Origin of the sequence: Streptomyces sp. NPDC001663 (genome assembly GCF_042893105.1) — a bacterium.
Classification (GTDB): domain Bacteria; phylum Actinomycetota; class Actinomycetes; order Streptomycetales; family Streptomycetaceae; genus Streptomyces.
Genome location: NZ_JBIAUR010000007.1, coordinates 397,471 through 412,007, shown reverse-complemented (window position 1 = coordinate 412,007; position 14,537 = coordinate 397,471). Strand labels below are relative to the sequence as shown.

The 14,537-nt window shown below is 70.3% G+C and carries 12 protein-coding genes and 1 tRNA gene; 4 read left to right on the top strand and 9 right to left on the bottom strand.

Annotated features, from left to right (window positions below; all coding sequences use genetic code 11):
* Window positions 1–25: 25 nt before the first annotated feature.
* Window positions 26–2,239, bottom strand: coding sequence for an MMPL family transporter (locus ACFY1L_RS24440; protein WP_388827994.1), 2,214 nt, complete (start codon window positions 2,237–2,239; stop codon window positions 26–28).
* Window positions 2,240–2,367: 128 nt separating this feature from the next.
* The gene (locus ACFY1L_RS24435) at window positions 2,368–2,961 is read right to left on the bottom strand and encodes a TetR/AcrR family transcriptional regulator (RefSeq protein ID WP_388827991.1); all 594 of its coding nucleotides are present in this window, start codon (window positions 2,959–2,961) and stop codon (window positions 2,368–2,370) included.
* Window positions 2,962–3,127: 166 nt separating this feature from the next.
* On the opposite strand from ACFY1L_RS24435, the gene ACFY1L_RS24430 reads away from it, so the two are divergent.
* Window positions 3,128–6,355 carry a S41 family peptidase gene (locus tag ACFY1L_RS24430; protein ID WP_388827988.1) on the top strand — a complete coding sequence of 1,076 codons (3,228 nt, stop codon included), beginning with the start codon at window positions 3,128–3,130 and terminating at the stop codon, window positions 6,353–6,355.
* A gap of 54 nt (window positions 6,356–6,409) precedes the next feature.
* Here ACFY1L_RS24430 and ACFY1L_RS24425 read toward each other — a convergent pair whose 3' ends face one another.
* The 4 genes from ACFY1L_RS24425 to ACFY1L_RS24410 form a co-directional block, all read right to left on the bottom strand.
* Complete coding sequence (locus ACFY1L_RS24425; protein WP_388827985.1) at window positions 6,410–6,655, bottom strand: hypothetical protein; 246 nt, start codon at window positions 6,653–6,655, stop codon at window positions 6,410–6,412.
* An 87-nt stretch (window positions 6,656–6,742) separates the two neighbouring features.
* Window positions 6,743–7,627, bottom strand: coding sequence for an SDR family oxidoreductase (locus ACFY1L_RS24420; protein WP_388827982.1), 885 nt, complete (start codon window positions 7,625–7,627; stop codon window positions 6,743–6,745).
* Window positions 7,624–8,541, bottom strand: a complete 918-nt coding sequence (locus tag ACFY1L_RS24415; protein WP_388827979.1) for an alpha/beta fold hydrolase — start codon at window positions 8,539–8,541, stop codon at window positions 7,624–7,626. The genes ACFY1L_RS24420 and ACFY1L_RS24415 overlap by 4 nt, the downstream gene beginning before the upstream one ends.
* Entirely contained in the window at window positions 8,538–10,037 is a 1,500-nt protein-coding gene (locus ACFY1L_RS24410; RefSeq protein WP_388827976.1) for a flavin-containing monooxygenase, read from the bottom strand. Before ACFY1L_RS24410 ends, ACFY1L_RS24415 begins: the two co-directional genes overlap by 4 nt.
* A gap of 126 nt (window positions 10,038–10,163) precedes the next feature.
* On the opposite strand from ACFY1L_RS24410, the gene ACFY1L_RS24405 reads away from it, so the two are divergent.
* Together ACFY1L_RS24405 and ACFY1L_RS24400 are read left to right on the top strand one after the other, a co-directional pair.
* Window positions 10,164–10,805: a MerR family transcriptional regulator gene (locus tag ACFY1L_RS24405; RefSeq protein ID WP_388827973.1), complete on the top strand. Its 642-nt coding sequence runs from the start codon at window positions 10,164–10,166 to the stop codon at window positions 10,803–10,805.
* 102 nt (window positions 10,806–10,907) lie between these two features.
* Entirely contained in the window at window positions 10,908–11,543 is a 636-nt protein-coding gene (locus tag ACFY1L_RS24400) for a DUF6518 family protein (protein WP_388827970.1), read from the top strand.
* Between the two features lie 13 nt (window positions 11,544–11,556).
* Here ACFY1L_RS24400 and ACFY1L_RS24395 read toward each other — a convergent pair whose 3' ends face one another.
* Window positions 11,557–12,381 carry an exodeoxyribonuclease III gene (locus ACFY1L_RS24395; RefSeq protein ID WP_388827967.1) on the bottom strand — a complete coding sequence of 275 codons (825 nt, stop codon included), beginning with the start codon at window positions 12,379–12,381 and terminating at the stop codon, window positions 11,557–11,559.
* A 47-nt stretch (window positions 12,382–12,428) separates the two neighbouring features.
* On the opposite strand from ACFY1L_RS24395, the gene ACFY1L_RS24390 reads away from it, so the two are divergent.
* Window positions 12,429–12,905, top strand: coding sequence for a GNAT family N-acetyltransferase (locus ACFY1L_RS24390; RefSeq protein WP_388827964.1), 477 nt, complete (start codon window positions 12,429–12,431; stop codon window positions 12,903–12,905).
* A gap of 105 nt (window positions 12,906–13,010) precedes the next feature.
* Here ACFY1L_RS24390 and ACFY1L_RS24385 read toward each other — a convergent pair.
* Both ACFY1L_RS24385 and glpR read right to left on the bottom strand, forming a co-directional pair.
* A tRNA-Ala gene (locus tag ACFY1L_RS24385) sits at window positions 13,011–13,084 on the bottom strand.
* Window positions 13,085–13,195: 111 nt separating this feature from the next.
* Complete coding sequence (gene glpR, locus ACFY1L_RS24380; protein WP_388827961.1) at window positions 13,196–14,422, bottom strand: gephyrin-like molybdotransferase receptor GlpR; 1,227 nt, start codon at window positions 14,420–14,422, stop codon at window positions 13,196–13,198.
* Window positions 14,423–14,537 lie beyond the last annotated feature (115 nt).

The window sequence follows — 14,537 nt, the reverse complement described above, 5'->3', positions numbered from 1 at the left end:
CGCCCCAATCCGGCGCCGCGAAGCGTCAGGCCCGCACCAGCTCCCGGTCCTCGTCCGCGTCCGTACCCTTCGTGTCGTCGTCCAGGTTCTTCAGGCCCTCGCCCTCGACGTCCACGTTCGGCAGCGCCCGGTCCAGCCACTTCGGCAGCCACCAGGCCTTCTTGCCGAGCAGGGCGAGGACCGCCGGCACGATCGCCATGCGGACGACGAACGCGTCGAAGAAGACGGCGATCGCGAGCCCGAAGCCGATCATCTTGATCATCGACTCGCTGGAGCTGATGAAGCCACCGAAGACGGCGATCATGATGACCGCGGCGGCGCCCACGACCCGGGCGCTGTGCCGGAAGCCGGTCACGATGGCCTGGCCTGGCGTCTCCCCGTGGACGTACGCCTCCCGCATACGGGTCACGAGGAACACCTCGTAGTCCATCGCGAGACCGAAGACCACACCCACCATGAAGATCGGCATCATCGACATGATCGGGCCGGTCTGCTCCACGCCCAGCAGTCCGCCGAGCCAGCCCCACTGGAAGACCGCGACCACGGCACCGAGCGCGGCGAGCACGCTGAGCAGGAAGCCGAGGGCCGCCTTCAGCGGGACCAGGATGGAGCGGAAGACCGCGATCAGCAGGAGGAAGGCGAGGCCCACCACCAGGGCCAGGTACGGGATCAGCGCGTCATTCAGCTTCTGCGAGAAGTCGATGTTCATCGCGGTGGTGCCGGTGACCAGGACCTTGGCGTCCGTGTCGGCCCTGACGTCCGCGCCCTTGTCGCGAATGGCGTGCACCAGGTCCTCGGTCTGCGTCGAGGACGGCTTGGACGCCGGTATCACGGTGATCGTCGCGGTGTCGCCGGCCTTGTTGAACACCGCCGGGGTCACCGTCACGACGTCCTTGAGGCCCTTGATGTCGTCGGACACCGCGGTGACCGCCGCCTTCGGATCGGCGCTGTCCTTGGCGTCGACGACGATCATCAGGGGGCCGTTGAAGCCGGGGCCGAAGCCCTCCGACAGCAAGTCGTACGCCCTGCGCTGTGTCGTGGAGGTGGGCTGCGAGCCGTCGTCGGGCAGGCCCAGCTCCAGCTGGGTGGCCGGGACGGCGACCGCACCCAGGCCGACCACGCCGAGCAGCAGTACCGCGGCCGGACGGCGGACGACGAAGCTCGCCCAGCGCTCGCCCAGTCCGGGCTTCCCGGCGGCGCCCTGCTTGGCCTTCCGGCGCTTCTCGCCCGCCGGCTTGACCTTCTTGCCCGCGTATCCGAGCAGCGCCGGGATCATGGTCAGCGCGATGAGGACGGCCACCACGACCGTGCCCGCCGCCGCGAGGCCCATCTTCGTCAGCATCGGCACGTTGACGACCGCGAGGCCCGCCAGTGCGATCACCACCGTGAGGCCCGCGAAGACCACCGCCGAACCTGCCGTACCGGCGGCCCGGCCGACCGCCTCCTCGCGGGACCGGCCCTCGGCCAGCTCGCCGCGGTAGCGGGAGACGATGAACAGCGCGTAGTCGATGCCGACCGCGAGGCCGATCATCAGCGCCAGCGTGGACGTCGTGTCACCGAGGTCGAGCGTCTTGGCCAGCACGGTGATGGTGGAGACGCCGATGCCGACGCCGATGATCGCCGTCAGCAGCGGCAGCCCGGCCGCGACCAGGGAGCCCAGGGTGATGACGAGGACGACGGCGGCGATGGCCAGACCGACGATCTCACCGGCCGCCCCGGGTTCGGCCCCGGCCTGCAGCGCGTCACCGCCGATCTCGACGGTCAGCCCCGCGTTCCGCGCGTCCTTCGCGGCATTCTCCAGGGCGTCCCGGGAGGCGTCCTTGAGCTCCATGCCGGAGACGTCGTACTTCACGGACACATAGGCGACCGTGCCGTTCTTGCTGACGGCGTTCGCCTTGTAGGGGTCGGCGACGGAGGTGACCTCGGAGCCGTCGGCCAGCTCCTTCACCGTCTTCTCGACGGTGGCCTTGTTGTCGGCGTCGGTCATCTTCTCGCCGGCCGGCGCCTTGAAGACGACACGGCCTGTCGCACCGTCGGCACTCATGCCGGGGAAGCGCTGTTCCAGCAGGTCGAAAGCTTTCTGCGCTTCCGTGCCGGGGATCGAGAAGGAGGTGGATCCGGCGGCGGGCGCGGAGGCCGCGCCGACTCCGGCGAGGGTCAGCAGCGCCACCCAGAACAGGGCGACGAAATGGCGTCGCCTGAAGGCGAACCGGCCGAGCCGGTAGAGGAACGTGGCCACGGAGGCGTACTCCCGGTCAGGTCGTGTGATGGTGCAGGGCAGGGGTGATCACCCGGTGGGGAAGGCAGGGGTGACCGTCCCGACGACTTGAGCGGTGACGTCAGGTGCTGGGGAGGGGTGGGGAGGTGTCAGGCGCGGAGGGCGGGGAGGACCACCGCGTCGATGTACGAGAGAAGGAAGGCCTGGTTCGGCGGCTGCTCGTCGATGATGCTGCGGGCGGCGAACCCGCCGATCATCATGTGGATCATGTAGTCGATCGCGGGGTTGTCCGCACGGACCTCACCGCGGTCGATCGCCCGCTGCAGCACACGGCGGAACTCCGCCATCTCCGGTTCGATCAGGTGCTCCCGGAACGCCTTGAGGAGGTCCGGGTTGCCGTGGATCGCCATGGCCAGACCCCGCATCAGCGCGGAGTTCGCCTCCATCTCGCAGTCGTCCGACCGCAGAGTGAGGGCATGCAGGTCGCCCTTGAGCGAGCCGGTGTCGATGTCGTCGAACGACGGTCCCGGCTTGTTGTGCCGCACCGCCTTCGCGACCAGCTCGGCCTTGCCGCCCCACTGGCGGTAGAGCGTCGCCTTGCTGGACTTGGTGCGGGCCGCCACGGCGTCCATGGTGAGTGCGTCGTAGCCGACCTCCCTGAGCAGGTCGAGCACGGCCTCGTACAACTCGGCCTCACGCTCGGGCGTGATCCGACTGCGACGCGCCGTTGCGACCTCAGTCATGCCACTCACCTTCCCGCTCGGGATGCGCCGTCAGCGCGCCTTCTTCGTACGTTCATGAAGATACCCTGAACACGAGCGAAACGAAACCGTTTCGTACGTGTGCTGGCTCACGAAGGTGAACGGAACATAAGTTGCTCCGCCCCATTCCCCGGAAAAGCATGGGGAGGTGAGCTATCTGCGCCTGCCGCATCTGAGCGGCGATCTGTTGTGCTTCGTGGCCGAGGACGACCTGTGGCTGGCCCCTCTCGACGGCCCGGGCCGCGCCTGGCGCCTGACCGTCGACCGTACGAAAGTGGGCCATCCCCGTTTCTCGCCGGACGGCCGCACGATCGCGTACACGAGCTGGCGGAGTCTGGTCCCCGAGATCCATGTGGTGCCGGTGGACGGCGGCCCGGGCAGACAGCTCACCCACTGGGGGTCGGCCGACACCCAGGTGTGCGGCTGGACGCCCCAGGGAACCATCCTCGCCGTCGCCTCCCACGGCGAGCCCTTCTCCTACTTCACCTGGGCCTACAAGGTCTCCACCGACGGCGCCCCCGGCCGCAAGCTCCCCTGGGGCCCGGTCTCCGACATCCAGGTCGCCGAGATCGACGGCGAGCGCAGAACGCTCCTGCTCACCGGCACCCCGCCGCACGAACCGGCCGCCTGGAAGCGGTACCGGGGCGGGGCGACGGGGCGTCTCTGGCTGCACGGCGAACGGCTCCTCGCCGACCTCGAGGGCCATCTCCACTCCCCCATGTTCGTCGGCGGCCGGATCGCCTTCCTCTCCGACCACGAGGGCATCGGCAACCTCTACTCCTGCGCCTACGACGGCTCCGACCTGCGCCGCCACACCGACCACGACGCCTTCTACGCCCGGCACGCATCCAGCGACGGCACCCGGGTGGTGTACCAGTGCGCCGGGGACCTGTGGATCGTCGACGACCTGGCCGCCGACTCCGAGCCGCGCCGCCTGGACGTACGGCTGAGCGGGCCGCGCGCGGGCCGCCGTACGTACCAGGTCCCGGCGGCCCAGCACGTGGACGGCATCTCGGTCGACGAGACGGGCCGCGCGAGTGCAGTCGTCGTACGCGGCAGCCTGTACTGGCTGACCCACCGCGACGGGCCCGCCCGCACGATCACCGACACTCCGGGTGTACGGGTCCGGCTCCCGGAGATGCTCGGCTCGGTCGGCCAGGTCGCGTATGTCACGGACGCGGAGGGCGAGGACGCGATCGAGATCGCCTATCTGCCGCGGGCGACGGGGGACCGCGAGCCCCGCCGGCTCGCCTCGGGAGCGCTGGGCAGGGTGCTGGAGCTGGTCGCCGACCCGCAGGGCGAGCGCCTCGCCATCGCCTCGCACGATGGACGGCTACTTCTGCTGGACGCGACCGAAGGCTCCAACGCAGAGGTCACCGAGCTGATCCAGTCGGTCAACGGGCCGGTGCGGGACCTGGCGTTCTCACCGGACGGCGCGTGGCTGACGTGGTCGCACCCGGGGATCGGCCGCACGCTCCGCCAGATCAAGATGGCCCGCATAAAGGACCGCCTGATCGTCGACGTGACCGATGGCCGCTTCGAGGACGAGAACCCGGTGTTCACACGGGACGGCCGCTACCTCGCCTTCCTTTCCTGGCGGGGCTTCGACCCGGTGTACGACGTCCACACCGGCGACCTGTCCTTCCCGCTGGGCTGCCGCCCCTATCTGGTGCCGTTGTCCTCCGCGACCCCCTCCCCCTTCGCGCTGAACCCGGAGGGCCGGCCGGCCGCCGGGGGCCTCGACCCCGTAGAGGAGGAAGAGGGCGACGGAGCAGTGACCGTCGAGATCGAAGGGCTGGAGAACCGGGTCACCCCCTTCCCGGTCACCGCCTCCAAGTACTCGGCGTTGTACCCGGTCGCGGGCGGTGGACTGGTCTGGCTGCGCTGGCCGATCTCGGGGGCGCTGGGCGAGACGTTCGCCAACCCGGACGACATGACCGGCCGTCCGACCCTGGAGTACTTCAACATCAGCAAGGCCAAGAAGTCCGAACTCGTCGAGCACCTGGACTGGTTCGCGGTCAGCGGCGACGGCAGCCGGCTGGTCGTGGTGGACGAGGGCGAGCTGCGGGCGGTCCCCTCGTCCGAGTCCGGCGACGGCGACACGACCGTCTGGATCGACCTGCGCCGCATCCTGCACCAGGTCGACCCGGCGGCGGAGTGGCGCCAGTCGTACGAGGAGGCCGGCCGGCTGATCCGGGCCTACTTCTGGGACCCGGGGATGTGCGGAGTCGACTGGGACGCGGTGCTCGACCAGTACCGCCCGCTGGTCGAACGGGTCGCGTCCCCCGACGAGTTCGCGGACCTCCTGCGCGAGGTGCTCGGCGAACTGGGCACCTCGCACGCCTACGTCAGCGCCGCCCGCCGCAACGAGGGCCCGCCGCACTACCAGCGTCTGCAGGGCCTGCTGGGCGCCAACTTCGTACGCAGGGACGAGGGTTGGGTGGTCAAGCGGATCCTGCCCGGCGAATCGTCGGACTCGAAGGCGCGCTCACCGCTGGCGGGTACGGGCATCCGCGAGGGCGCGGTACTGACCCATGTCGACGGCCGCCCGGTGGACCCGTTGACGGGACCGTACCCGCTGCTGGCGGGAGCGGGCGGCACGACGGTCGAGCTCACCTTCACCCCGGCGGAGGGCGTGGCAGGCCGCGCGCGCCGGGTCGCCGTGGTCCCCCTGATCGACGAACGCCCCCTCCGCTACCAGGACTGGGTGGCCAAACGCCGAGCCGTGGTACGGGAGTTGAGCGGCGGCCGCTGCGGCTATCTGCACATCCCGGACATGGGCGGCTCGGGCTGGGCCCAGTTCAACAGGGACCTGCGGATGGAGGTGTCCAGGCCCGCACTGATCGTGGACGTACGAGGCAACGCCGGCGGCCACATCAGCGAACTGGTGGTGGAGAAACTGACCCGCACGATCCTGGGCTGGGACCTCACCCGTAACGCCCAGCCGGTGTCGTACGCCTCAAACGCCCCGCGAGGCCCGGTGGTTGCGTTGGCCGACGAGGCGACATCCTCCGACGGCGACATGATCACGGCAGCCTTCAAGCTTCTGAAACTGGGCCCGGTGATCGGCCAGCGCACCTGGGGCGGAGTGGTCGGCATGACCGGACGCCACCGCCTCGGCGACGGCACGGTGATCACGGTCCCGATGAACGCGGCATGGTTCGACGCGTACGGCTGGGGCGTCGAAAACCGTGGTGTGACCCCGGACCTGGAGATCCTCCGCACCCCCCTGGACTGGGCGGAGGGCCGCCACGCCCAACTCGACGACGCGGTACAGCTGGCGGTGGACCTGCTGGAGACCAATCCCCCGGCAACGCCGCCGGATTACTCCCACGTCCCGAACCGGTCGAGGCCGAAGCTGCCGCCTCGTACATGAGAAAGGGTGCCCCTCGTCAGGGGCACCCTTCCCAGTCAGCGCAGGACGTCGACGTCAGGCGTCATAGTCCTGGTCGAAGCGGTCCTGCTCCTCGCGCTGGAGCCGCTCCGTCTCCTCGTCGCGCATGCGGTCGCGGCCCTGGCCCTGACCCTGGTGCTGCGGCCGGCCCTGGCCCTGACCCTGCGTCTGGCCGCCCTGGCGGCTGCGCTGCTGACCCTGCTCCCGGGCCTGCTGGGCCTTCTGCTTGGCCTGCTGCTGCCACTGCTCCGACTGGTCCTGGAACTTGTCCTTCATACCCATGTGGGTTCACTCCCGTAGTGGGTGGGGGAAAGGCCCTTGATCGGGCCTCGACCAGATTCACATGCCGGAACAACGCGCGCATTTCGATCAGTTACGGTGCGTAGCGCGAGCCGCCTCGTCCGCCGCCCCACCTGCACCGACGAGCCCCGACCGGATGCCCTCCAGCCGGTCCCCGAACCGCCGCATCTCCCGCTGCCCGACCGTCCCGATGAGCCCCGGCAGATACCCGCGCACGCCCTGCATCCCGCGCAGCCACCACTGCCCGTACACATGGCTCGACCGCCGCTCGATCCCGGCCACGATCCGGTCCACCGCCGGCCCCAGCGGATACGTCTTGTTGGACGGCCACGGCAGCCGCTGCCTGAGCTCCCGCATGACCTCGTCCTGGTCGGCCCCGCGCACCATGTCCGTGTCGGTCCACGACAGATAACCGACCCCGACCCGTACGCCCTTGTACCCGACCTCGGCCCGCAGACTGTGCGCGTACGCCTCCACACCGGACTTGGACGCGCAGTACGCGGTCATCATCGGCGCCGGAGTGATGGCGGCGAGGGACGCGATCTGCAGCAGATAGCCGCGGCTCTCCATCAGAACGGGCAGAAAAGCACGGGCAGTTACGGCCGACCCGATCAGGTTCACCTCGATCACGCGCCGCCAGGCTTCCGGATCGGAGTCCACAAAAGGCCCACCGGTCGCCACACCCGCATTGGCGACCACGATGTCGACCTTCCCGAACCGCTCCTTGACCTCGGCGGCGACCAGGGTCATGGCCTCGTGATCCGTCACGTCGGCATACCAGTGGTCGCTTTCGCTGTGCAGCCGCTCGGAGACCTGCTTGAGGGCGTCCGGCTCCAGCCCGACCAGTGCCACCTTGGCCCCGCGCGCCGACAACTTCCGCGCGAGCAGCTCGCCCACGCCGCGCGCGGCGCCCGTGACGACGGCGACCTGTCCTTCGAGGCTGACCCTGCTCATGCGCCCTCCTTGATCGTTGCGTACGTCGTGGCGAGCTCCCGGATCCGGCCGCTGACCAGCTCGGGCGCCTCCACCGGGCTCATGTGGCCGACGCCCGGCAACTCGGTGTTGCCCACGCAGTTCGGCAGCGCGGCGACCAGTGCCCGCGCGTGCACGGGCGGCGTGAGCCGGTCCGCCGTACCGGCGACGACAGCCGTCGGCACCCTCAACTCCCGTACGCCGTGGTCGAGATCGAGCAGATCGAGCACCTGCGACCAGGCGTACCGCACCTTGCGCGGACACGCGTGCACGATCCGCGCGCACGCCTCCACCATGTGCGGCGCCGAACCCGGCCCCATCGTCCCGTACTTCAGGATCCGCCGCGCGATCGGCGTGACCGGCCCGAGCGGCGCCCTTGACCCCAGGATGTGCTTGGTCAGCCAGGTCCTGAGCCGCCCGGGGCGGAGGGGTACGACGGTCGACTCGGCGACCAGCCGCGAAGACCCCGTGCTGCACAGCAGTACGGCGGCCGCGTGCTCCCGGAAGCCGGGCCTCAAGGCAGCCGCCATCACCGTCATGCCGCCCATGGAGTGCCCGACGACCACGGCCTTCTCACCGGTCGCGAGGGTCGCTTCCAGTACGGCTTCGAGGTCGTCGGCGAGCGCCTCCGTACTGCACGCCGGGCTCGCCGGACTGCGTCCGTGGCCGCGCTGGTCGTAGGCGATGACCCGGTGGTCGACGGCGAGGTCCCGTATCTGCGCGGCCCAGAAGGCGGTGGAGCAGGTCCAGCCGTGCGCGAGGACGACGGCGGGCGCGTCCTGCGGACCGTGCACCTCCACGTGCAGCCGGGCGCCGTCGGCGGAGACGGCGACGAGCTCGCGGACGGGGACGGGCGGGGCGTAGGGCCCGGTCCTGACGTGCATGAGCCGGCTCACGCGTCCACCTCCGTACGGGACTTGACCGGGGCACGAAGGAGTTCGTACTCCGCGAGATCCACCCGCCGCGTCGCCCGCCGGAACTCGGACGTCGTACCCGGCCAGATGGTGGTGTTGCGACCGCTCGCGTCGAGGTACCAGCTGGTGCAGCCGCCGGTGTTCCACACCGTCCGCTTCATACGCTCCTGCACACGCGTGTTCCAGGCGGCGACGGCGCCCGGCCGGGCGTCGAGGGCGGCGCGGCCACCGAGGACGTCCAACTGCCGTACGAAATCGGCCATGTAGTTGAGCTGCGACTCGATCATCAGGATCATCGACGAGTTCCCGAGCCCGGTGTTGGGCCCGATGATCGTCATCCAGTTGGGGAACCCGGCCGCGGACGCACCCCGCAGCGCCTCCATCCCGCCCTTCCAGGCCTCGGCGAGCGTCTTGCCGTCCGCGCCCACGACCCGGTCGGCGATCGGCATGTCGGTGACGTGGAAGCCCGTACCGAAGACGATCGCGTCGACCTCGGCCTCGCTCCCGTCGGCGGCGACGACGGTGGACCCGCGGATCTCGCTCAACCCACTGGCGACGACATCCACGTTGGGCCGGGCGATCGCCGGGTAGTACTCGCTGCTCAGCAGGATCCGCTTGCAGCCGATGCGGTAGTCGGGGGTGAGCTTGGCGCGCAGGGCCGGGTCCTTGATGGCCCGGGCCATGTTCTGCTTGGCCAGCTTCTCGATGAAACCGAGCTCGCCCGGGTGCTTGGTGAACGCCTGGACCTGCAACTCCCGGAGCCCCCACAGCAGTCCGCGCCGGGCCTGCGTCGTGAAGGGCAGCGCCCGGTGCAGCGCCCGCTCGGCGCCGGTGATGGCACGGTCGACGCGGGGCATGACCCAGGGCGGAGTCCGCTGGAAGAGGGTGAGTCGCCCGACCTGCGGCTGGATGGCGGGCACGATCTGAATGGCAGAGGCCCCCGTCCCCACCATCGCGACGCGCTTGCCGCGCAGGTCGTAGTCGTGGTCCCAGCGGGCGGAGTGGAAGACCTTGCCGGGAAAGGAGTCGAGCCCGGGGACCTCGGGGATCTTGGGATCGGACAGCGGCCCGGTGGCGGACACGACAATGTCGGCCGAGAGCCTCCCACTGCTGGTCTCGATCTCCCACCGCAGCTTCTCGCCGTCCCAGGTCATCATCTTCACTTCGGAGTTGAAGCGGATGTGCGGGCGCAGCCGGAAGACGTCCGTCACATGCTCCAGATAGGCACGGATGTGCTCCTGTCCGGAGAAGGTGCGCGGCCAGTCGGGATTGGGCGCGAAGGAGAACGAGTACAGGTGCGAGGGCACGTCACAGGCGCACCCCGGGTAGCTGTTGTCACGCCAGGTGCCGCCCACGCTGTCGGCCCGTTCGAGTACGACGAAGTCGGTGACGCCCTCGCGCCGCAGCCGCACGGCGGCCCCGAGCCCGCCGAACCCGGACCCGATCACCGCCACCCGCACATGCTCCCGTTCAGCCATGCCGACGCCCTTCCTGCGCGACCGTGCCAGTAAACACTGGCGCAATGGGAGGGTAGAGCAGGTCCGTACCGATCGGTAGGGGGCGGGCCCGGGAAAGTTACCGGCAGTACAACATAGGCTGCCGACGTGACGGAGAAGCGTGAATACCGCATGGAGGAGCTGGCCGAACTGGCCGGCATCACGGTCCGCACCCTGCGCTTCTACCGCGAACGCAAGCTGATCCCGCCACCGCGCCGCGAGGGCCGTATCGCCTGGTACGACGACCACCACCTGGCCCGGCTGCGCACGATCGCGGCGCTCCTGGAACGCGGCCACACCCTGAGCGGCATCGCGGAACTGGCCGAGGCCCTCGACCACGGCCGCGACGTCGCCGCCGTGCTCGGCGTCGAGCCGACGGAGGAGGAACCGGTCCGCCTCACCCCCGAGGAACTCGCCGCCCGCTTCGAGGGCCAGGTCACCCCGGAGAACCTCGCGGCCGCCCTGGACCTCGGCTACCTCGGCACCGACGGCGACGAGATCGTCCACATCAGCCGCCGCCTCCTGGACGTCTCCTCGGCCCTGGTCCGCGAGGGCATCCCGCTGGCCGAGGTCCTGGCGGCCGGCAAGCGCGTCCGGGAACACGTGGACGACCTGGCGGAGATGTTCGCCGAACTGGTCCTCCGCCACACCGGCGAGGAGGACCTGCAACGCCTGCGGCCACTGGCCCGGAGCGTGGTGGAGGCGGAACTTTCGCTGGCGCTGGACCGGCGGTTGCGGAAGCAGGGGTAGCAGGGCGGGACCTTCCCGTTGCACTTCCTCCACTCACCCTCACCTGTAGCTATACACGACATGTATAGCAAGTGTGTATAGCCGGTGTGTATAGTCGCGGGCATGACGATCAGCACAGCCCTCCGCCCGGTCACGGGGCTCAACCGGTGGTGGATATCCGCGCCGGCGGCGGGAATCGCGCTCGGCGTTCTCACCAACCTCGCCCAGGGCGGGCTCTCCGGCGCCTCGAACCAGATCGCCAACTCCGGCGCGGTGTGGTGCGTTCCGGCGTTCACCACCGGCGCGCTGGCGGCCGCCGCGCACATGGCCCTGCGCAAGTCGGTGCTCGCCGGCCTGTGCACGACGATCGGCCTGGTCGTCGGCTACTACGGCTACGCGGAGTTCGGCCGCGACGGCATGGGCAGTCCGTTCTGGCCGTTGGTGTGGCTGGCGATGGCGCTGGTCAGCGGCCCGCTGTTCGGTGCCGCGGGAGCATGGTGGCGGCGCGGGCACACCGCACGCCGCCGTGTCGTCGGACTGGCCGCGCTGGCGGGCGTGTTCGGAATGGAGTCCATCCAGTACACGTGGGTGCTCCACTACACCCCGCAGGCCTGGACCTGTGCGGCGCTCCTGGTCGCGATCCCGCTACTGATGGCACGTCGGCACAAGGAACGGGCCCTGACGCTGCTCACCGCACTGGCCTTCTCGGTGATCGCCTACGCCGTCATCGAACTGCCCCTGCAGCACGTATCGGCGTAAGGCCGCCGGGGCCTCACATCTCGAAGGTCACCGTCACCGGAGCATGGTCCGACCACCGCTCCTCATGAGTGGCCGCCCGCTCCACGGCCGCCTTGACGGCGCGGGCGGCGAGCCCGGGCGTCGCGACCTGGTAGTCGATGCGCCAGCCGCTGTCGTTGTCGAAGGCCCGCCCCCGGTACGACCACCAGGTGTACGGCCCCTCCACGTCCGGATGCAGGGCGCGTACGACATCGACGTACCCCCCGTCTCCGGCATCGAAGACCCGCCCCAGCCACTCCCGCTCCTCCGGCAGGAAGCCGGAGTTCTTGGTGTTGCCGCGCCAGTTCTTGAGGTCCGCCTGCTGGTGGGCGATGTTCCAGTCGCCGCAGACGACCACCTCGCGCCCGTCGGCGGCGGCCCGCTCCCGCAGCGCCTTGAGGTAGGCGAGGAACTCGCCCATGAACCGGACCTTCTCGTCCTGCCGCTCGGTGCCGACCTCGCCGGAGGGCAGGTAGAGGGACGCGACCGTGACACCCGGCAGGTCGACCTCGACGTAGCGCCCGCTGGTCTCGAACTCGGCCGACCCGAAGCCCACCTGGATGCGGTCGGGCTCGCGGCGGGTGTAGAGGGAGACGCCGGCGCGGCCCTTGGCGGCGGCGGGCGCGTGCACGACATGCCAGCCGTCGGGCGTGCGCACGTGCTCGGGCAGCTGCTGCGGCTCCGCGCGCACCTCCTGCAGACAGAGCACATCGGCTGAGGTGCCGGCGAGCCACTCCACGAAGCCCTTCTTCGCGGCGGCGCGCAGTCCATTGACATTGACGGAGGTCACAGTGAGCACGCGGGAACGATACCGGCACACTGGACGGAGTCCAGATTCGACTCATGCATAGGTGTACGATCTTCGACATGAATATACGCCGCGTCTCTTTCGACCACCCGGACGCCGTGAAGCTGAACGACCAGGTCCAGGCCGAATACCACGTCCGCTACGGCGACGGCGGAGACGCGACACCCCTGAACCCGGCGGACTTCGAACCGCCGAACGGCGTGTACTTCATCGTGTACGACGAGAACGAAAGCCCGGTCGCCACGGGCGGCTGGCGCGCCCAGGACACCAACGGCGAGGGCAACCGCGACGGCGACGCCGAGCTCAAGCGGATGTACGTCGTGGACGCGATGAGGGGGCGCGGCCTCGCGCGGCGCATCCTGACCGCCCTTGAGGACGACGCCCGCACGGCCGGCCGGCTCCGCATGGTCCTGGAGACGGGCACGAAACAGCCCGAGGCGATCGCCCTGTACACGTCCAGCGGCTACGAGCCCTGCGAGAAGTTCGGCTACTACCGGCACTACGAGGAAAGCCGCTGCTTCGCGAAGGAACTGTGACGGGCCCGCCTGACAGAACGTCAGGCAAAACAAAGATCCCGCCCGATCTTCCGATCGGACGGGATCTCATCAACTGCCCCAGGTTTCCCTGACCAGTTGTTGCGGTGGACCTGAGGGGATTTGAACCCCTGGCCCCCTCGATGCGAACGAGGTGCGCTACCGGACTGCGCCACAGGCCCTTGCAACGAGTGAAACTCTAGCACCCCGATCCGCGTGCTTGGAAATCCGTTCCGGCCCCGGCCGAGGGCAGCCGCACAGGTGGGACGGGTGGGCGCGGCCGGGGCGGCGCCCTACTCGTTGGCGGCCCGTGGCCGTCCGCCGTCGTCGTACTGGTCGAACAGCGGCGTCCGCCCCCGCTCCCGCGCCCGCCGTGCGGAAGCCGCCCGGCGGGCGTCACTGCGCCCGTCGTCGTCCGCCGCCCTGTCCTCGGCGGGGTCGGCCTCGCCCGACTCGGCGCCGGAGCCGGCCTGCGCCTCCTGGTCTCGGGCGACGGAGCTCGAGCGCGCCGAGCTCCATGCGTCCGGCGCCCCGAGGTCGACGTCCGAGGTGGCCCGCGGAGCGACCGGCGCGGTCACGTACGTCGGCAACGGCACCGGCACCGGGTCCCAGCTGTCGCCGTGCCCGGGCCGCCGCTGCCGCTCGCGCTGCTGGTCGACCCACTCGGCGTGGTCGGTCTGCTCGACCAGGGCGCGCCGGTCGGCGGCGAGCGCGGACAGGCCGGGGTCGGCCTGGCGCTCTGGTCCCTCGTCCGCTTCGTCGGCGCCCACCTCGTCGGTGGCCGTGCGCCGGCGCGGCTGGCGGGCGCGCTCCTGCAGCCGTTGCGCGGCGGCCTCGGCGCGGCGCCGGTCCATCTGGACGGCGAAGCGGCGGCGTTCCTGGGAGCGCAGATAGGCGATGTAGCCGCTGAGCAGCACGGCGGGCACGCCGGGTGCCCACAGGAACGCGAGCCCGCCGACAGCGGCGACGATCGCGCCGAGCGTGAAGGCGACGAAGAGCATCACGGTCGTACGCCGACGGCGCGCGAGCACCTTCGTACGCCGGGCGCGAGCCGCGGCCGCTTCCTCCGCGGGCGAGCGCCGGGCGGCCGGCACCCGCTTGCGCGCCGGAGCGGAGCCCGACGCGGGCGCCGGCGCCTCCGGCTGTTCGCGCTTCTGTTCCCGCTTCTGTTCCCGCTTCTGCTCTCGCTCCGGTTGCGCCCGCCTGGTTGCCTGCGCCTGGACCTCGGCGCGCGCCTGCGGGCGGGCCGGAGGCATGGCGAAGGCCCGGACGTCCACCGAGTCGGTGACGGCGTCCGGCACATCGGCGCTGGACTCCCCCTCTTCGGTGGAGCGCGCCCGCAGGTCCTTGGCGTACCGGCGCTCCATACCCGCCCGTCCGGACAGCAGCCGGATGGCGGTGCTGAAGCGTTCCGTCGGACGGGCCTCGTTCAGCTCGTCCTGCCTACGGAGCCACATCGGCACCAAGTAGGCGGCCCAGGCCCCGACAATGACTGCGTAGATGAGGCCGCTGCTGCTCACGCCTCACACGGTAGAGGGGTTTGCGTGAGGCCATCTGCCAATTGAGCCGGTGTGTCGCACGATCTGGCTGATATTTCGAACTTTTTTTGTGACCGATGCGATCAGCAGGCCGCCC